This window comes from Alteromonas sp. AWJ4_199 (assembly GCF_056159165.1).
The window spans coordinates 2,095,356-2,114,637 of the sequence record NZ_JBSWUR010000001.1; the positions used below are offsets into that span (position 1 = coordinate 2,095,356).

General features: G+C 45.5%; 17 protein-coding genes. 4 read left to right on the forward strand and 13 right to left on the reverse strand.

Features of this window, described 5'->3' with window-relative positions:
• Positions 1–266 precede the first annotated feature (266 nt).
• The 4 genes from ACXAER_RS09160 to ACXAER_RS09175 all read right to left on the reverse strand — a co-directional run bounded on the left by ACXAER_RS09160 (position 267) and on the right by ACXAER_RS09175 (position 6,070).
• Positions 267–764, reverse strand: coding sequence for a YqiA/YcfP family alpha/beta fold hydrolase (locus ACXAER_RS09160; RefSeq protein WP_474828570.1), 498 nt, complete (start codon positions 762–764; stop codon positions 267–269).
• Positions 765–820: 56 nt separating this feature from the next.
• Positions 821–3,922 (reverse strand): efflux RND transporter permease subunit, encoded by a 3,102-nt coding sequence (locus tag ACXAER_RS09165; RefSeq protein ID WP_474828572.1) that lies wholly within the window; start codon positions 3,920–3,922, stop codon positions 821–823.
• Between the two features lie 21 nt (positions 3,923–3,943).
• Positions 3,944–5,089: an efflux RND transporter periplasmic adaptor subunit gene (locus tag ACXAER_RS09170; RefSeq protein ID WP_474828574.1), complete on the reverse strand. Its 1,146-nt coding sequence runs from the start codon at positions 5,087–5,089 to the stop codon at positions 3,944–3,946.
• A gap of 309 nt (positions 5,090–5,398) precedes the next feature.
• Positions 5,399–6,070 (reverse strand): DNA-J related domain-containing protein, encoded by a 672-nt coding sequence (locus tag ACXAER_RS09175; protein WP_474828576.1) that lies wholly within the window; start codon positions 6,068–6,070, stop codon positions 5,399–5,401.
• A gap of 162 nt (positions 6,071–6,232) precedes the next feature.
• Between ACXAER_RS09175 and ACXAER_RS09180 the strand changes: the two genes are divergently transcribed.
• Positions 6,233–6,949, forward strand: coding sequence for a DUF1499 domain-containing protein (locus ACXAER_RS09180; protein ID WP_474828578.1), 717 nt, complete (start codon positions 6,233–6,235; stop codon positions 6,947–6,949).
• A 119-nt stretch (positions 6,950–7,068) separates the two neighbouring features.
• On the opposite strand, the gene ACXAER_RS09185 is transcribed toward ACXAER_RS09180, so the two are convergent.
• Together ACXAER_RS09185 and ACXAER_RS09190 are read right to left on the reverse strand one after the other, a co-directional pair.
• Positions 7,069–7,386, reverse strand: coding sequence for a DMT family transporter (locus ACXAER_RS09185; protein ID WP_334058715.1), 318 nt, complete (start codon positions 7,384–7,386; stop codon positions 7,069–7,071).
• A gap of 103 nt (positions 7,387–7,489) precedes the next feature.
• Positions 7,490–8,092, reverse strand: coding sequence for a LysE/ArgO family amino acid transporter (locus ACXAER_RS09190; protein ID WP_474828581.1), 603 nt, complete (start codon positions 8,090–8,092; stop codon positions 7,490–7,492).
• A 217-nt stretch (positions 8,093–8,309) separates the two neighbouring features.
• Here ACXAER_RS09190 and ACXAER_RS09195 point away from each other — a divergent pair, with 217 nt between their 5' ends.
• Positions 8,310–9,194 (forward strand): ArgP/LysG family DNA-binding transcriptional regulator, encoded by an 885-nt coding sequence (locus ACXAER_RS09195; RefSeq protein WP_474828584.1) that lies wholly within the window; start codon positions 8,310–8,312, stop codon positions 9,192–9,194.
• 7 nt (positions 9,195–9,201) lie between these two features.
• On the opposite strand, the gene ACXAER_RS09200 is transcribed toward ACXAER_RS09195, so the two are convergent.
• From ACXAER_RS09200 to ACXAER_RS09210, 3 genes are all read right to left on the reverse strand, one after another.
• Positions 9,202–10,749: a diguanylate cyclase gene (locus ACXAER_RS09200; RefSeq protein WP_474828586.1), complete on the reverse strand. Its 1,548-nt coding sequence runs from the start codon at positions 10,747–10,749 to the stop codon at positions 9,202–9,204.
• A 212-nt stretch (positions 10,750–10,961) separates the two neighbouring features.
• The gene (locus ACXAER_RS09205; protein WP_474828588.1) at positions 10,962–12,134 is read right to left on the reverse strand and encodes a diguanylate phosphodiesterase; all 1,173 of its coding nucleotides are present in this window, start codon (positions 12,132–12,134) and stop codon (positions 10,962–10,964) included.
• A gap of 160 nt (positions 12,135–12,294) precedes the next feature.
• On the reverse strand, positions 12,295–12,603 hold the full coding sequence (locus ACXAER_RS09210) for a hypothetical protein (RefSeq protein ID WP_474828590.1): 309 nt from the start codon (positions 12,601–12,603) through the stop codon (positions 12,295–12,297).
• Positions 12,604–12,813: 210 nt separating this feature from the next.
• On the opposite strand from ACXAER_RS09210, the gene ACXAER_RS09215 reads away from it, so the two are divergent.
• Positions 12,814–13,293, forward strand: a complete 480-nt coding sequence (locus ACXAER_RS09215; protein ID WP_474828592.1) for a hypothetical protein — start codon at positions 12,814–12,816, stop codon at positions 13,291–13,293.
• On the opposite strand, the gene ACXAER_RS09220 is transcribed toward ACXAER_RS09215, so the two are convergent.
• Complete coding sequence (locus tag ACXAER_RS09220; protein WP_474828594.1) at positions 13,290–14,471, reverse strand: BaiN/RdsA family NAD(P)/FAD-dependent oxidoreductase; 1,182 nt, start codon at positions 14,469–14,471, stop codon at positions 13,290–13,292. The genes ACXAER_RS09215 and ACXAER_RS09220 overlap by 4 nt on opposite strands.
• Before the next feature lie 289 nt (positions 14,472–14,760).
• Between ACXAER_RS09220 and ACXAER_RS09225 the strand changes: the two genes are divergently transcribed.
• Positions 14,761–15,591 carry a mechanosensitive ion channel family protein gene (locus ACXAER_RS09225; protein WP_474802956.1) on the forward strand — a complete coding sequence of 277 codons (831 nt, stop codon included), beginning with the start codon at positions 14,761–14,763 and terminating at the stop codon, positions 15,589–15,591.
• A gap of 91 nt (positions 15,592–15,682) precedes the next feature.
• Here ACXAER_RS09225 and ACXAER_RS09230 read toward each other — a convergent pair whose 3' ends face one another.
• The 3 genes from ACXAER_RS09230 to ACXAER_RS09240 are packed head-to-tail and all read right to left on the reverse strand — an operon-like array spanning position 15,683 to position 19,277.
• Positions 15,683–16,723, reverse strand: a complete 1,041-nt coding sequence (locus ACXAER_RS09230) for an ABC transporter ATP-binding protein (protein ID WP_474828596.1) — start codon at positions 16,721–16,723, stop codon at positions 15,683–15,685.
• The gene (locus ACXAER_RS09235) at positions 16,723–18,246 is read right to left on the reverse strand and encodes an ABC transporter permease (RefSeq protein ID WP_474828598.1); all 1,524 of its coding nucleotides are present in this window, start codon (positions 18,244–18,246) and stop codon (positions 16,723–16,725) included. Before ACXAER_RS09235 ends, ACXAER_RS09230 begins: the two co-directional genes overlap by 1 nt.
• Complete coding sequence (locus ACXAER_RS09240) at positions 18,243–19,277, reverse strand: extracellular solute-binding protein (RefSeq protein WP_136783180.1); 1,035 nt, start codon at positions 19,275–19,277, stop codon at positions 18,243–18,245. The genes ACXAER_RS09235 and ACXAER_RS09240 overlap by 4 nt, the downstream gene beginning before the upstream one ends.
• Positions 19,278–19,282: the final 5 nt, after the last annotated feature.

Here is a 19,282-nt window from a genome sequence, read left to right on the forward strand (position 1 = left end):
TGCCATAAATACAGGCAATTTCATGTATTAACCCGACGCAGCGCTATAAGCGATTAGTCTTAACCTTAAAACGCGGATACAAAAAAAGCCTACATGATCGAAAGCGCGCCTTTGCGGTTATCGATAAGTAGGCTTCAGTGATTTTAGCTTTTAATCGCTAGGCGTTATTTTTTGTATAGACCGCCAAGCACAGATCCCCAACGAAGCACGGTAGTATAGCTTAAGAAAACTAAAGCTCCGCAAACGTTGCCATGGTACTCAGCGCCCTAGAAGCGGAATTTTTCCAACCAATTTCTGAAAAAAGGTGAAATAACGGACTTACTGTTCGCAAGGCGATGCCCATCGTTTAGCAGCAACAATTGCGCCTTTTGATGACGGGCATACTTAAGGCTGTTTTCAATAGGTACGATGTCATCATTCCAACCATGCACCAAGCTCACATAACCATCGTACGGGAAGCGTTGAATCTTGTAGTTAGGCAAGTAAAGCGCAGGCGCCATCAAAAACACGCCTCTGGCTGAAATCTGACTTGCGGCAGCAAGTGATACATAACCGCCCATGCTCGAGCCTACTAACACGACGTCATTACACTTTTCAGCGATGGTTTCTTTTAAGCGCTCTAGGCGGGCTTCGGGGCAGTCGAGATCTTGATAATCGATACTCTCAACACCAAAGCCCATATCGCTTGCTACATTAGAAAGCGTGGTAATCTTGCTGCCCCATGGCCCGCTTTCTTTACCGTGAGAAAAAACAACGGTGGTCATTACCAATATCCCTATTCAAAAAAATTGAAAAGTTTTACCCACTCTAGCGTACTTACTTATTGCTTGTCTTCCTTATGAAATAGTTTTTCTACCATAACGTAAAACATAGGCACGAAGAATATGGCTAAGAAGGTTGCTGCGAACATGCCACCCATTACTGCAATACCAATGGCGTTTTGGCTTGCTGCACCTGCACCACTGGCCAGTGCTAACGGCGTAACCCCTAAGATAAACGCCATAGACGTCATCAATATAGGGCGGAAGCGCTGAGACGCCGCATTAGACACAGCCGTCATCAAGTCTTCACCGTTTTCGTACTGCTCTTTAGCAAATTCTACGATAAGAATCGCGTTTTTCGCAGCAAGACCCACCGTAGTTAAAAATGCGACCTGTAAATACACATCATTGGGCAGGTTAAAAATGAAGGCTGCCGTCACCGAACCTAAGATTCCCAAGGGCACCACAAGCATTACCGCAAAGGGTACCGACCAGCTCTCGTAAAGGGCTGCTAAGCATAAGAAAACAACCAATATGGAAATAGCATACAGCATAGGCGCTTGAGATCCCGCTTCTTGCTCCTCATAAGATAAGCCTGACCACTCAATCGCAAAACCAGGAGGCAGCTGTTCAACCAACTTCTTCATTTCAGCCATAGCTTCACCTGAAGAGATACCTTCAGCAGCACTACCTTGTATATTTACCGAAGAAAGTCCATTAAAACGTTCTAACTTGGGCGAGCCATATACCCACTCGGTTGTTGAGAAGGTACTAAAAGCCACCATTTCACCATCGCTATTGCGCACAAACCATTTCTCAAGGTCTTCTGGCGTCATACGATGAGGAAGGTCCGCCTGCATGTACACCCGCTTAATTCGCCCTTTGTCGATAAAGTCGTTCACATAGCTTGAGCCCCAAGCAATTTGCAGCGCGTTGTTAATTTCACTCAAGTTCAAACCAAGCGCTGAAGCCTTTTCGCTATCAATGTTAATTTTAAACTGGGGCACATCGCTTAAACCGTTAGGACGAACACCCGCCAATTTGGAGTTTTGTGCCGCCATACCTAACAGCTGATTACGGGCATTCATAAGGGCTTCGTGGCCGTTACCACCGCGATCCACCAGCTGCATATCAAAGCCCGTTGCATTACCTAATTCCATAATGGGTGGCGGTACAATGGGAAACGCTGAAGCATCTTGAATCTGGCTAAATGCGCCAAAAGCTCGGCTCATTACAGCAAAGGCCGAGTTACTCTCGTCACGCACACTCCAGTCGTTGAAGTTTAAGAATGCCATACCGGCATTTTGCGCTTGTCCTGCGAAGCTAAAGCCCACTACCGCAAACATACCGTTTACTGCTTCGCTCTCTGCTTCAAGGATGTAGTCTTCCACCTGTTTAATGGATTCAAGGGTACGGCCTGCCGTAGCGCCTGGTGGCGTGCTTACCAACACCATCATTCGACCTTGATCTTCGTCTGGAAGAAAGGCCCCAGGAAGCTGACTGAAGATAAACACCATTCCGCCAACAAGTAAGCCGTATACAACGAAATAACGCTTAAAACGCTTCGCCATGTGGTTGGTCGTTTTCTGATAGCGGTCGCGCCCTTTGTTAAACGTGCGGTTAAACCACCCAAAGAAACCTTTATTTTTATCGTGATCCTCTGAGTGCTGTTTCAATAACGTGGCACATAAGGAGGGCGAGAGCACGATAGCCACCAGCACAGAGAACGCCATCGCTGAAACGATAGTTACTGAAAACTGACGATAAATAGCCCCGGCTGAACCGCTAAAGAACGCCATAGGGATAAAGACCGTTGACAGCACCGCGGCAATGCCCACAAGTGCGCCAGTGATCTGCGACATCGACTTTTTCGTCGCTTCAGCAGGCGGCAGACCTTCTTCTTCCATAATGCGCTCAACATTTTCTACAACAACGATAGCGTCATCAACAAGAAGACCGATAGCCAACACCATGGCAAACATGGTCAATACGTTGATACTAAAACCAAAGGCCAATAGCACCGAGAAAGTCCCAAGTAGTACAACAGGTACGGCAATGGTGGGAATAAGCGTTGCGCGCCAGTTTTGGAGAAACAGCAGCATCACTAAGAAAACCAACACAACCGCTTCGATAAGCGTATGTACTACTGACTCTATAGAAAGCTCGATGAAAGGCGAACTGTCTACTGGGTAAACCACTTTCACCGTATCAGGTAGGTTCGAGCGCAGCTCTTCAACACGAGCTTTCACTGCTTTGATAGTGTCTAGCGCGTTTGCGCCAGAAGCAAGGCTAATCGCCATGCCAGATGCGGGTTTGCGGTCATAGCGAACAATAACATCGTAACTTTGCGCACCTAGCTCTACTCGGGCCACATCACGTACACGGACCTGAGAACCGTCTGTGTTCACACGTAGTACGATGTTTTCAAAATCTTCAACGGTTTGAAGGCGGCTTTGCGCCTGAATAGTGGCGTTGATTTGCTGATTTTCGATAGCAGGTAGCCCGCCCAACTGACCTGCTGAAACATCGGTATTTTGGACCTGAACTGCGGCCTGTACGTCAGTTGGCGTTAGGTTGAAGCTGTACAGCTTGTCTGGGTCTAGCCAGATACGCATAGAGCGCTGTGCACCGAATACTCTTACGTTACCCACACCGTTAACTCGAGAAATAGGGTCACGGAATTGGGAAACAAGCAGGTCACTTAAGTCGTACTGCGTCATTGAGTCGTCTTCAGAGTAAAAACCTACTGCCAATGCAAACGCGCTGTTTGCCTTAGTCACGGTTACCCCTTGTTGCTGCACCTGCGTGGGCAACAATGGTAGTGCCCCCTGCACCTTGTTCTGAGTTTGAACCTGTGCAATATCTGGGTCAGCGCCAGGCTCAAACGTCAGGGTAATTGACATACTGCTGTTAGAGCTACTTGCCGAGAAATAGCGGAGATTATCGATACCCGTTAAGCTTTGCTCAATGACCTGCGTTACCGAGTTTTCAACGGTTTCTGCTGAAGCACCAGGATACGTTGCCGAGATAGTAACCGACGGAGGCGCTACCTTAGGGTATTGTTCAATGGGGAGTGAGGTTATCGCCAACACACCCGCCATCATTGTGATAATTGCCAGCACCCATGCAAACACGGGCCTGTCTATGAAAAAACGAGCCATATTACTTAAATCCCTTGTTTGCTATCGTGAACCACGTGAAGATGGTTGCCATTCTGACGGGTTAACTTTCGCCCCAGGCTTTACCTTCTGGTAGCCAGTTACAATGACTTTTTCGCCTTCATTTACGCCGCTTATCACCACGTACTGATCACGGTATATCTTGCCGATTTCTATGGTTCGGCCTTCTACCTCGTTGTTCTGGTTCACTACGTAAACCGAAAGCGAACCGTCTGGCTGGCGAGTCGTCGCACGCTGAGGCACCAAAAGCGCATTTTCACGACCGGTAATGACATGGCCCTTTACAAACAAACCAGGAAGCAACACACCATCAGGGTTTGGCATTTCGGCGCGAAGGGTAACCGAGCCGGTAGATTCATCTACGGTCACTTCTGAAAATTTCACGCTGCCTGTTTTTTCGTAACGCTTGCCAGTGACTTCATCTACAGTCAGCTCAACATCCATTGAGCCTTGCTTACGCATAGACTGGCGAAGTGTAATGATAGATGCGCCAGATTCCTGCATATCAATATAAACAGGGTCTAACTGAGTAATAGTGGCTAACTGCTGTGCTTGGTTAGTGGTAACCAATGTACCTTCGGTAACATATGAACGGCTAATTCGACCGCTTATGGGCGCGTATACCTTGGTGTAGCCCATGTTTACCTTTGCTACATCTACTGCCGCTTCCGCCACACTGATAGCGGCTTGCGCCTGATCTTTTTGCGCAATTACGTCATCATACTCCTGCTTACTGACTGCATTTTGTGCAACAAGGTCGTCGTAACGTCGCGCCTTAGCTTCCAGCGTTTTCAAATTTGCTTGCACACTCTTTAGATCAGCTTTGGCACTGTTTAGCTGTGCCATGTAGCGCGCTTCATCTATTTGATATAGCTGCTGCCCTTTTTCTACATGAGCGCCTTCTTCAAACAACCGCTCAGTGATAACACCATCCACCTGAGGTCGCACTTGCGATTGGCGAGACGGACTTACTCGCCCTGGCAACACCATTTCATGTACTACAGGTTGCTGTTTCAGCGTAACTACTGACACCGATGGTGCAGGCATACCTTGCTGAGCACCTTGCTGTGCTTGCTCGCCTTCATTCGAACACCCAGTAACACCTAATAGTGTTATTAGTGCTGCAGTAACATAAAAAATGCGACTCATATATTTTCTATTTCCCAATAACTTTCACATAGAACGCGGTCTGCGTTCTATACGGATAAATTAAACGTAAGTTTTGCTTCCAATGCGCCGATTCATCCTGCTCCTATAGCTTGGACATGAGGACAATCGGAAAAGACGTGGCATAGTTAAGCGATCATTGATACGAATCTACGCTCTAATAGGTCATATTGTGCGCATTTATCACATACAAGGAAAGTCAATGAAGCTGAAGTTACCGATGTTGTCGGTCAATTACCGAAGCCTGTATGCATTATGCGAATAATACGAAGTTGAACGCCAATACACGTTCTATTTAAACGAATAATAACGGCTAAGGGTTTGATAGGCGTGTATGACCGCTTGAGCATCTTGCTGTGTTCCACCTTTATCAGGGTGTGCCGATTGCAGCGAGCGTTTGTAGACACGTTTTAACTGTAGCAGCGTGACAGGCTCGTTCAGGGAAAGACCAAGCAAAGCATGCGCTTTTTCAATTTCACCTAGCGTATAGCTGACAGTATCTCCCTTCAGCATTCTTTCCCAAAACGCGTTTAGCAGGTTATCGACCGTATCGCGATCAGCCTCTTCAAAATTCTCCCAATTCAGATAATACGCAGCGAGTGGATCAGGGTTTTCCAGAGTCGTCTCACCTAAACCAACATTGCTTTGCGTCAAATGACTCTCGTTAAACAGGTTTAGCTTTATGCCAAGTGCGTGAATCTCTAACACACCTTCGTTTTGCTCTATCCAATACTGCCTCAACTCGTACAGTGCATGAAACAGAATAAAGTGGGTTTTAAAAAGCATGAGCGGGTCACGCAAAGCATCTTCATCGAAAAGTTGATAAGGCGGCTTTTTTAACAATTCAATAAGAGCATATTCAGTGATACCGTTGATGAACTGGCTTTTTTGCGTCGATAAGATATCAACAAGGAGTTCAGCTTGCATAGCGTACGTATGACTGGTGTCCGGTTGTGTATTCAAACCTGGTACCTATTAACTATCGTCGGTAGAAAAAGATAAACGAAGCGTACAAATATGTCGCGTACGGGCATAGATAAATTTTGTTTGTCGAAAGTAAACCAAATTACCGCTTTCACTGTTAAAGTAGGTTGATCAAACTAAAATAACAACCTTGGAGTTCCCTTGAAAGCACTCATTGCCCTTACCAGTATTGTTGGTTTTTTGATGGTGGTGTTACCCGGACCACTATATCAGTATGCTGGTGTTAGTTTAGGCACCGCATTTACGTCACTTCGCTTTGGTGTATACGTAGGTGGTGCAGCGTTGATACTGATTATTCTTCAAGTATTAATTAATCGTAAGAACGTAAGTTGGGGTAGTACATTTGTATGTGCTGTTCTTGCTTTAGTAGCCGTCGGCATGCCCGTTAGCATGATGAGCAAGGCTAGCGCCGTACCGCCAATTCACGATATTACCACCGACGTAACGAACCCGCCTGAATTTGTTGCCATTGCACCGCTTAGAGAAGGAGCGCCAAATTCTATTGCCTATGAAGGCGGTGAGGTAACCAAACAGCAGCTTGAGGCTTATCCTGAAATTAAAACTCAGCTACTCCCTCAACCTATAAACGAAGTTTACATGGCTGCAGAAAAAGCCGTTGTAGCGCTTGGGTGGGAACGAGCAAGTGAAGGCGCACTCCCTAATACGCTAGAAGCAACCGATACTACGGCTTGGTTTGGCTTTAAGGACGACGTAGTTATTCGATTAACAGCCAAAAGCGATGACACACTTGTAGATGTTCGTAGTAAGTCTAGAGTAGGTAAAAGCGACTTAGGCAAAAATGCCGAACGGATTGAAACCTTTATGGCCGAGCTTAGAAACCAGCTAGGTTATCAATAGGCTCACTTAGAAAATCAAACGCAAACTAAAAAGCCCGTCAGTAAATTACTAACGGGCTTTTTTGTCGTTGTATCAATTTGGTTTAAACAGGGCCATTTCAAACAGAAATCAACTTCGTACTAGTGCGCGAGTTTGAGCACCACTACACCGGCCACGATAAGCGCCACGCCAAAGTAACGCGCTAATGAAGACGGGTCGCCGTAAAACATCACCCCCACCAAAAACGTGCCCGCGGCACCTATCCCCGTCCATACGGCATACGCCGTACCTATGGGTATTTGTTTTTGTGCCATCCAAAGGCAGAAACCACTGGCAGCCATGAAACCTATGGCTAGCAGAATTCCCATAACACGGGTTTCTGCTTCTTGCGACATTTTAAGCCCCACGGGCCATCCGATTTCCAGTAAGCCCGCAACAATCAAATAAATCCAGCTCACTTATATATCCTTAAAAACAGCAGTATGTACAAAAGTATACCTATTCGTAAAAAGGGGGGATATTCAACGCACCTTAGTATTTTGCTATTCAGCGTTTTTCTCACTAAAGGCTTGCTAGCTGGATACTTACCATCCCCAAGACCGCAGCATTTAACCGGTTAAACCAACGCCAAAAATTGGGCCGCTGCATATGATGCGCAAAACGTGCAGTCAGCGTACTTAAACCAATAAACCACACGATAGACGCACCAATCGCACCACCCACAAACCACCATTTATTTTCCTGCCACTGGCTCGCCAGATTACCCATTAGCAGTAATGTATCTAAATAAAAGTGTGGATTTAGCCAGGTTACTGCTAGCGCAATAAGTAGCGCTTTTTTAAACGACAGCTGCTTTTGTGCCATTTCTAATACAAGGGCATCATTGGCCAGCGAAGACTTTATTTTGTTAAATGCAATCCACAACAAAAAGGCTACGCCAGCCCATTTGGTTACCGTAACTAGCATTGGGTACTCTTGCAGCAATAAGCCAAAGCCCATGGCACCCAAACTAATAGAAATGGCATCGCTTAAAATAAACAGCAAAACAAATAGAGAGGTCCACTGTTTTTTCATGGACTGCTCAATCAGAAAGCTGTTTTGCGCACCTACTGCGATGATAAGGGTGCCGCCCATTACAAAACCACTCGTTGCTGCCGCTAACATGCCAAATGCCTCTTAAAATAATAAATTGAAAGTACGGTTCTATTGCTCGGTCTTTCGTTGCTTGGCTTTATGATGCCTAACGTTAGGTATAGCCGGCCAAACAAGAATTTGAAGTGGCGCTATTTTATACAACTTGCGATACTTAATTAAATTAATGATATTTGTATTCAATAAGTAAAATTAATAACTTTAACTTTCCTTTCACAGGTTCTAAAAAATGCTCGATTACGATGCCCTTCGATGCTTTCATGAAGTACTGCGCTATGGTGGCTTTGAAAAAGGCGCTCAGGCGCTAAACCTTACGCAGTCTGCGGTGTCGCAAAAAATTAAACGTCTTGAACAAAGCGTGGGCGGGCCTGTTATGGTGCGAACAAAGCCCCTTCGTGCTACACCGTTAGGGCAAGAATTGCTAGCGCATATACAAAAAGTGAGTGTGCTAGAAGAAGCGCTGAATATAAAAAGTGGTTTAGAAGCCTCGGCGGTACCACTCAGCGTAGCGGTGAATAACGATGTGCTCGCTACTTGGTTTTCGCAAGTTATGGCAGCATTCAGCGATAAGCGGGCCAACCCAGTTCACATTGTTAACGCGGATCAAACCCAAACACGAGACATTCTTCAGCAAGGTCGCGTTATGGCATGTATTAGTCAAACAGGCACACCGGTTACTGGCGGGCAATCGGTAAGACTGGGCACCATGCGCTATCAACTTTATGCGTCACCACGGTTTATTGAGCGATATCTTCACAAGGGCATAACGCCTGAAAATGTGATGAATACTCCAGGACTTTTGTATGATGAGTACGATGTTACGTTACTTACTGACTATCAAAGAGAATGCTTAAATATTTCGCCTACCTTTACCACGTGTCACTGGTATCCCTCATCTCACGGATTTGTAAAAATGGCGCTGGGCGGCGTGGTGTGGGCCCTACTCCCGACTCTTCAGGTGGCACAAGAAGTGAAAGAAGGCGAGCTTATTGCGCTTTTCCCAGACAAAGCACTAGCGGTTCCTCTTTTTTGGCACTACGCAACACTCGAGTCGGCTGCGCTTGCTGACCTTACTAAAGCTGTTAAGCAAGTCGCGAAGGCACAATTAAGGTAAGGCCACCTTAAGAGCTAGTAGCATACTCGGCGTTTTTACGCTTTTCTTTCACGCTATACATCAATTTGTCGGCTTTGTTTAACAAGCTCGGCAAGTCTTTGAAGCGTTCTTTTGTGATATAAGCGCCTACACTCGCCGTGGTGTTTATCACCAAGTTTTCTGTTCTGATATCACGCTCGGATAAGCTTTCCTCAATGCGGGCGGCCAATCGCTTAGACTGACCTTCACTATAGCAGTGACTTAATACCACAAACTCATCGCCTCCTAAGCGCCCCACGGCGTCTTGCTCTCTGCAGCGGCTCATTAAAATTTTTGCAACCACCTGCAAGACCTTATCTCCGGCGTGGTGTCCGTATTGGTCATTAATCTCTTTAAATTTATCAATATCAATGAAAAGCAGTGTTAAGTAGCCACCCTCTTTGTTGAAGTTATTCAGCAGCGACTGCGCTACGCCTTCCCAACCGGCGCGGTTTAACACATTACATAATGAGTCTGTGGATGCCCGTTTAAATGCACTAAGTCTGTCGTCATTAAGCTTTTTCACTTTTCTTGACGTTGCAATGGCAAAAATAAAGGCCTCGATAGTTATCCCTAATACAAGGGAATATCGATATAAAAATGGCGATACTTCTGTAAAAACCAAACGGAAAAGCATGGACAAAACCATCACTGCAATCCCAAGCATGACCAAATTTGCACAATGCACCTTACGATAGGCAGCATAAACACAACTTGATAGCGTGCACGTCATAGTAATAAGTGTAATTAAACTCAGCATGCTGTTAATTTTCATAGCATCTGAGACTGGAAGAATAAGCTGAACTACAGAAAACGCGAGTGCTGCACATGCCATTCCAAGCATAAATTGGCGCTGCCAACCTTTTAGAAGCGCTTTAAAATCAAGTAGCTGATCTAAGAATTTCACGCCTGCAAAAAGGGTAATTCCAGCAAAGAGTAAATGTAGCTGGAAATTCGCAAGCAAAGCGACTTGCGGAAATACAATGTTCAACAGCCCTTCTTGGAGCAAAAAGAATACGCCAGCACTGAAAACGTAGAAGCTATACGAATACAGGCCATAGTTGCGCATACTTGCCCCCAGCATGCCTACGTATAGAGTAAGTGCCAAACAAAAGCCAATAAATAAGCTCATTGTGAGAGTGTGAATAGAAGCAAATTTATGAAAATCACCAAGCGGCGTCACCTTGACCGATACGCGGCGTTCCACCTGTGCGTTGATATCTAAATAAAAGCGGTTGTTTGAATTGTTGATTATGTATGCTTCAAAGGCACTAGGTAATCTTTCAACTTTGCGCATTTTGCTATCGTATAGCTGGTTGTAATTAATATAATTACGCGGAAAATACAGAACATGCTGCGCATCGACATTACAGCTTAGCACAAGTCGCTGATCACCCGCTTTAAGAAGAAAAGTTGTTGAAGTGGATGCATCAATTTCGTTTTCGAAGTTACATTTAGCAAGCGAGTAAGAGCTTACTGCACATAAGACAAGCCCTAATAATAAGCGAATAAAATTACCTGACACACGCCATGTCATAGATTTGCTTCCTACTGGTACCGCAGCCAAATCCGTGTAGCAAAAATATCCCTGTACGGCTATTACACTAAGATATGTATGCTTGGTTATATTAAGGTATAAAAACCAACACACATTAAGTTTAGTTTATAAATTTCAGTTCGCTCGAAAAAATGTTTCTTGAACATTAAAAGTTAATATTTAGAAATATAGTAAGCCAAGTTAACAAACTCTCAGACGCTAAACTCAACACCACTTACACCGTTGAGTTTAGGCCTAGCAAATAAATACCCTTGAAAGCGTTGAACACCCGCATGCTGTAACCATAACCATTCATCTAGGGTTTCTACTCCCTCAACTACTAAAGGAATACCCATTGAATTCGCAAACTCCAATACCGCCTCAGTAATAGCTTGCCTTTGCCCACTTTCATGGATTCCTGTTGTGATTTTTCTGTCTAGTTTTATTTTGTCGGGAGAAAAGTCTGCTAGTAATGAAAGCCCAGCATAGCCTGCGCCAAAATCATCAATAGCGATACGAATACCAAAAGAACGAATCTGTTCAATTGCGTTGTGAAACGCATCACTTTCACTGATTATCTCAACCTCAGTTACCTCCAAAACTAGTTGTCGAGGTTTTAGCCCTGAGCCAATAGCAAGACTATGTAAGTATTCACCTACATTTGCTCGGTGCGTAATTGCACCAGGACATAGATTTATCGACAACGATTGCTCAGAAGAGATTAGAGCCGCCCCCTGCTTTATAGCAATAGCTTTGGTCTCTAGGTCAAATTCGTACTTTTCCGCCCCCTTGAGACACCCCATTAAATCCTCGGGATACTTACCATCTTCGCTCCTTATAAGGGCTTCTATGGATGATACTTTTCCTCTGCTTGTATCGACAATGGGCTGGAACGCAAACTGAATATGGGAATTTATATAAGGTGCAGTGTTTTTTTCTGGTGTGACTAGATTTACCCTCAGATTTTTGCGGGCTTCATCAGTCAAGCATGTGCGCCATTTTCCGGAAGCAAAGCTATTGAGAAGGGCAAAAATCCGACTTTCTCGGTCGAGTGTAATTTCTGGGGGTAACCAGTAACAACTGCTGCCTTCTACGATTGATAAGGCGCGTAAGTGCCAATCACCAAAATCTCTTTTATGAACAACAATTTCCGTGACCTTCACCACATTCTCGTGGCGGTTGTCTTTTTTTATGTGTTCAAAGAGAAAATTAACGTCCTCACTCTCACCTTCAAGTACCTGAAAAAAATACTCTCCGTCGAAAAGCAAAATACCGGTTATATTATGACGTTCATTAAAGGGTAAAGAGTCACAAGTAATTTTTCGTAAACCTGTTTCATCTACGTGACGAGTCGAATGGCTTCTATAAACTAACTGTTTTAGCACAAGACCTCTCTTTTACTTCATACTCCAATCCATTTTAAGGCTAGGCTGATGCTGTAAATTGCAGAACGTCCATTTATAGCCGTTGCGGGTAGACCCACAAAAATAATCATAGTAGTAAAAACGCCGTTTTCACAAAGTAGGTTCATAAGTGAAGGTTTATTTAACGCCGTTCAATGGCTGGTATTGCAAAATAAGCATCTAAGTCTGTTTCTTTTAATGCTTCGAGTTTGCGCTTTCTCTGTGCCCTTTCGTTAATGGTTTCTCCAAATACTTCCATGTGCAAATCGGCTATAAGGGCCTTACCTTGTTCTTTGCTGATTAAGCCCATTACTTCACCGGCGTGCATGAATCCTTGCACTCGATACTTTTCTGCCTCTACTTTTTTCCCCTCTTTACTTGCCTTGTAAAGGCTTACCAATTGCGCTTTACAGGCGTCTAAAAATAGTTGTTTTTCAGTCTCGTTTTGCATTTTCGCATCCCTTTTATTTGCCTCTATACCTTAGCGGTAAATCACAAATATAGATAGCAGCCAAGAAAAGGGGCCTTGCGTTCATTCCTATGCCCTAACAATGACTACAACTAAAGTTCATTGGTGAAAATGAGGTATACCTCCTACGCTTAGCTAAGTGCTAGAGGTTTAATCTTCTAGGAAGTCACAAGTAATAAAGCGAGCTCCATTATGCGAGTACCAACACTTTTAGGTATGGCCACTTTCTTGGTATTTACACCCGCTGCTGAAGCTAAAGAGGCAGCACATGGAAATGCTCATCATTGGCAAACGTCCCCTCACCACTTGTCTGCTCTTGTGGGCACGACCTACACGAAAGAATGTGGTAACGCGTTTACGTTGGGTATTGATTATGAATACCGGCTAAGTGATTTCTTAGGGGTGGGTTTTGTTGCTGAATACGCGTTTGAAGATTTAGATGCCTACACTTATTTACTCGTCGCCGACCTTCACATTACCAACAATTTTATCGCACAAATTGGCCCTGGCGTTGAATTTCACGGCAGCCATAAAATGGAAGTAGCCCGGTTGGGCTTTTTGTATGAATTTGAAATGTCGGGCATTACCGTATCACCCCAGCTTCATTACGATTACCACCGAAACCACAAAAGCGCCGTTGTTGCTGGGTTAGCAATTGGTATGTCGTTTTAAACCACTTGCCCCGCTGCCCAGCCGCTACTCCACGCCCACTGGAAGTTAAAGCCTCCGAGCCAACCAGTAACGTCTACTACTTCGCCTATAAAGTAAAGGCCTTCGACGTTTTTGGCCATCATGGTTTTTGACGAAAGTTCGTTGGTGTCTACGCCACCAATGGTGACTTCTGCTGTTCGGTAGCCTTCTGTGCCGTTTGGCTTTATTTGCCAATTTTCTAATGTGTCAGCAATAGCATCGCACTCGCTGTGGGTAAGCTGCTTCACTGGCACGTTTCGCCAGTTATGATATTCAATAAAACTTTGCACCATACGCTTAGGGAATACTTTATTTAAGCAGGTAGCAAGTAAGGCATCTGGTGTTTCGGTACGAGCAGTTTGTATAAGTGCAGTGGCATCGTCATTGGGCAGTGTGTTAATGCTTAAGCTATCACCCGCCTCCCAATAACTTGAAATTTGGAGCATAGCAGGGCCGCTCAAACCACGGTGGGTAAAGAGCATTGCCTCTTTAAACGTGGTGTCGTTACAGCTGGCGTACACGTCAACGGCTATACCGCTAAGCTCTGCCAGCGTCTCTTTGTCTTTATCGTGTAAGGTAAAGGGCACAAGAGCGGCCCGTGTGGGTAATACGTTCAGGCCGAATTGCTGCGCAATTTTATAACCGAATGGCGTCGCCCCCAGCTTTGGCATACTTAAACCACCGGTCGCGATTACTAGAGACTCACAGCTATATTCGCCGTTCGACGTAGTTAGTAAGTACCCACCCTCAACCATTTCTACGCTTGTAATTTCACAGCGAGTAGTAATGGTCACGCCTGCTTTATTGCATTCGTTAAGCAACAAATCGACGATGTCTTTTGCGCTGCCATCACAAAATAGCTGACCTAAGGTTTTTTCGTGATAGGCAATACCATGTTCGGCAACCAAACCGATAAAGTCCCACTGGGTATAGCGGCTTAATGCCGACTTACAAAAGTGCGGGTTTTGCGATAAGAAATTGGCGGGTTCTGCATACATATTGGTGAAATTGCAGCGTCCGCCCCCTGACATAAGGATCTTACGGCCAACTTTTTTGGCATGATCGAGTACTTCTACGCTGCGACCTCGCGCGCCTGCCTGTGCCGCGCAGAAAAGCCCTGCTGCACCTGCTCCAATAACAATAACATCGCGCTTAATCACTCTGTATTCACCTTACATCAAGCCAAAAATACTCACGCTCATTCAAGCGTAGGTTAAGAGTTCGGGATTATACGTAATAAGCCTTGCTGCACAACGCAAAGCCCAATCTTACTGTAAATTTAATCTAGTTCTTTAGTAGAAAATTATGGGTTTTAATACTTTTTAACAATACTAAAGAAATTTTAATTCCTCTATAAATACGCTCCAAGATTGAGGTGCAACTCAATTTTAACGAACAAACGAACAAATCAAGCAGTAACTACTTCACAAATTACAGAGGATTGTATCCATGGAAGAGTTCTTAGCATCACTCGATATTAATGAGTATCTGCCTGCAGCATTAGCTTGGGCCACCAATATACTTCTAGCCCTAGCCATTCTAATTATTGGTCTTTGGGTAGCAAGCAAGGTGTATAACGCTATTGTCGCCATTGCGAATAGCCACCCTCAACTTGATGACACCCTTTTTAAGTTCTTTGGTAGTGTAGCGCGCTACACCATTCTTGCATTTGTGGGTATAGCAGTACTTAATCGCTTTGGTGTACAAACCGCGTCTATTATTGCCCTCTTAGGTGCCGCAGGTTTGGCGATAGGCTTAGCACTTCAAGGCACACTGTCTAACTTGGCTGCAGGTGTCATGCTACTTATCTTCCGCCCTTATAAAGTGAATGACTTTGTGGATGCCGCGGGTAAGTTCGGTAAGGTAACCGAAATCGACTTATTCACTACTATTTTGCAAACCTTTGATAATAAGCAAATTATCATTCCAAATAGCCAAATTTGGGGCGAGCAAATTGTTAACCACTCTCATCATGAAATTCGTGGCGTAGACATGACCTTTGGTATTGCCTACAACGAAAACATTGATGCCGCCCGCGCTGTTATCGATAAAGTATTAGCAGACCACCCGCACGTGCTTAAAGATCCAGCGCCATTTGTTGAAGTGTCTACTCTTAACGATAGCTCAGTAGACTTCATTGTGCGTCCATTCTGTCACGGCGAGCATTACTTCGACATCCTGTTCTCAGTGCCAGAGCAGGTAAAGAAAGCGCTAGATGAAGCTAACATTGAAATTCCTTTCCCACACCGTAAAGTGATTGTGGTAAACGAAAACGCATAGCGCGCAGGTAAGAAATAACGTCCTAGTAAGCAAAAGGGCAACCGATTGGCTGCCCTTTTTATGTTCTGGTTTTAGTCAGTTATGAACCGACTTATGCTTTATCTTTTTTAGGAAACACGGCCAAGGGGTGCGTAGTAATTAACTGAACGAACGCTCGAGTATTTGGCTTAATGGCGTTTTCATGACTTACGCGTACCTTTAGTTCATCGCCGCTATCTAGCAGAACGGCATAAAGGCGGCTTTCGCCTTCATAGCGCACCCACTCAACGGTACAGTTCGTTTCACTAAGTGTGGCATCTAAGCTTAAATCGTCAGGACGCACCAGCAAGTCTACGTTGCCGTTAGCACCTTGAAGTGGCGTTCCAGGCACCTTGCCAATTTCAGTAACGACCGTTTTGTCTGTATTTACTTCACTAGCATCAAAGGTTGCACTTAAGAAACTTGCCTCACCCATAAAACGCGCCACAAAGCGGCTGGCTGGCGATGAGTAACAGGCTTCAGGGGTGTCTAATTGCTCTAATACACCTTTATTTAATATGCCTACTCTATCACCAACACTTAGTGCTTCTTCTTGGTCATGAGTTACCCAAATTGCAGGCACGCCTGCCTTTTTGAGCGCATCGCGAATTTCCCAACGCAAGCTGTCTTTTAACGCTGCATCTAAGTTAGAAAGAGGCTCATCGAGTAGGACGAAAGAGGGTTCGTGCGCAAGAGTGCGGGCTAGCGCGACACGCTGCTTTTGACCACCGGAAAGGCGTGCAGGTTTGGCATCGCGGAAATTATCTAGGCCTAATAATTTAAGCCAATGGTCGGCAAGCTTAGTGTCTTTTAATCGAAAGCATACGTTTTGCTGAACAGTAAGATGGGGAAACAGCGCGAAGTCTTGGAACACCATGCCCACGTTTCGCTTTTCAGGCGGCACGTGTTTGCTTGCTGTACTTTCCCAATTACCTAGGCTCATTGCGCCTTCTGAAATAGGGATAAGCCCTGCCAATGCTTGTAAAATAGTGGTTTTACCGCAGCCGGTTGGCCCTACCAACATAAGGATTTCGTCTTGCCCAAGCTCAAGATTTAACTTGTCGACAACGCGGGTAGACCCATAATTCACTGACAAATTACTTACACTAAGCATTACGAACGATCATCCTCGGTAACGGTAAACTGGGCTTTTCTTTCGCCCGACAGCATGAGAACCAGCCCCACACCAGATAATAAAACCAATAGAAGCCCAGGTACGGCAGCGCGTCCAAAGTAGCCCGCCTCGTAAACACGCCACATATAAGTGGCTAAGGTTTCAAAACCTGTAGGTCCTAACATTAATGTAGCGGGCAGTTCACGCATGGCTTCCAAAAACACTAATGCCGCCCCTGCAATCATACCACGAAGGGTTAAGGGCAGCGTAACTCGTATAAAGGCCTCTCTTTGGCTAGCGCCAAGTACGCGGGCAGCTTTCACTAGGCCCGAATCTATATTCTCGGCGGTGCTTCTAACACTTCCCACTGCAAGAGGAATAAAACGCAATACATAGGCCATAACCAATAAGCTTAAGGTTTGATACAGCGCAGGTAAGTACTTAAGGCCCACGTAAACCAGTGCCGTTCCCATAACAATACCTGGTACACCAAAGCCGAAATAGGTAATGCGCTCCATAAATCGCCCAGCTTTACCCGCAATAGCCGCGTGAGCAACGGGAATGGCTAGTAGCACGGCCACAATCGCGGCGATAAATGACGCATGGGCTGAATTCCATGCATAGCTTAATTCAAAGCCGCCTGTGCCCTCTCGCACTAACCACAACGTGAAGATAGCTAGAGGAAGTACAATAGCCATAAAGACAACAGGCATGGTCGCAAGCAACATGAGGTTGCGCTGCCAGCGTGCAGGAAATAAGGATAAGTGCTTTCCTGGGCGTTCTTGTGCCCCGCCTATACGGCTTTCTATAAACAGAATAAGCCCAACAATCACCATAAGCTGCAGGCTTAGCATGGCCGCTTGGCTTAAACCAAAAGCGTTGTATTCAACGAAAATAACGCGGGTAAAGGTGTCGAAGCCCATTATTGCGGGTGTGCCAAAATCAGATAACGCGTAAAGCGCAGCAAGAAGTGCCCCCGCGGCAACGCTGTTTACTACACGCGGTAGCACCACACGCCATAAGCTAGCACCTAACGACAGACCTAGCGTACGCGCCGCGTTAACTAAGCTTGCATCTAAACTCAACAGGCTCGAGCGTGTTGTCATCATTACAAAGGGATAGGTGTATAGGCTCATGACCAACGCCGAGCCCCACAAGCCGCTAATAGGGGGTGTGCTAATTCCTAGAACGTTTTCAATCTCTCCGCCAATACCAAATGAGAAGTACATGGCGAATGCGCCAATATAGCTAGGCAACGCCAGTGGCGCAGCAAGTAGAATTAGCCAGAAGCGCTTGAACGGCATTTGCACATAGGCGGTTAAAAAGGCAAGCGGTACGCCTATAAGCACCGAACCAATGATAGTAAGCACTACCAATGAAATAGTATTGCCTAGAACACGTAGGTTATGGGTATCGAAAAGCTGCGCACTATCTTGAGCTAAAGAAAACAAAACGCCGACGGGCAATAAAGCCATCAGCGCAATAAGTAGTGCCAGTGGATACGACTTTGGCCAGTTTGTCACAGTACGCCAACTTCCCTCATAAGGTTAAGTGTTGGGCGTAAATCAGCCAGTTTACGAAGATCCATTTCAGGTGGCGAAAGCGTGCTTAAATCCGCTAAGCCTTGTGGTGGTTCAACCCCTTGAACCAAAGGTATTTCATATGCCTCGCGAGCAAGGTAAGACTGCACTTCATGCGACAGCAGATACCGGATAAAGTTAACCGGTAAGTCACCGTCGCTTAATGCCACAATGCCAGACGCATTAACCAAGCAACCTGCATCGCCTTTGCTGTAAGCAAGGGCCACATTTGCGTTTGGTTTACCCGATTTAAGGCGAAGCGTGTAATAGTGATTGGCAAAACCAATATCTACTTCACCACGTTCAACGCCCATTACTACACCAAGTTCACCCGCATACTTTTTCGAATGCTTATTAATGCCTTTAAGCCAAGCTTTGGTTGCTTTATCGCCCTCCAAAATACGCATGGCGGTGACGAAAGACTGAAATGATGAATAAGCCGGCGCCCAGCCAATTTTTAAATCGCTATCGGCTAACGCCATTACGCTTTCTGGGATTTGTTCGGGCTTAACGCGCTCTGTGTTATACGGCAGTGTACGCACACGCCCAGTTACCGGTGACCAGCTAGGGTACTGAAAATCTTCGCGAAGCTGCGAACGCAAGTCATCAGGCAATGGCTTTGCAGCGCCAGCATCAGTAACAACGCCAATAGAACCGGTGTCTACAGCCCAAAACAAATCAGCGCGTTTAACGCCAGCTTTTGTTTCAGCAACAATGGTATTTGCCAGTGCTGCTGAGCCGCCGCGTCTAACTTTTAGGTTCAACTTGGGGTTGCGCTTTTCAATGGCTTTTAGAACATTCTCATACAGACCGCCTTCGCCACGCCCTAAATAGAGTGTGAGATCACCTTCTAATTTAGGTAAAGACTCAACTGACACACTGCCAGTTTGGGTCATAGCGTGGGCAAAACTAAACGGCAAACCAGTCAATGCACCGGCTGCTGCTAAGCCTTGTAAGAATGTTCTACGTTGCATACCCC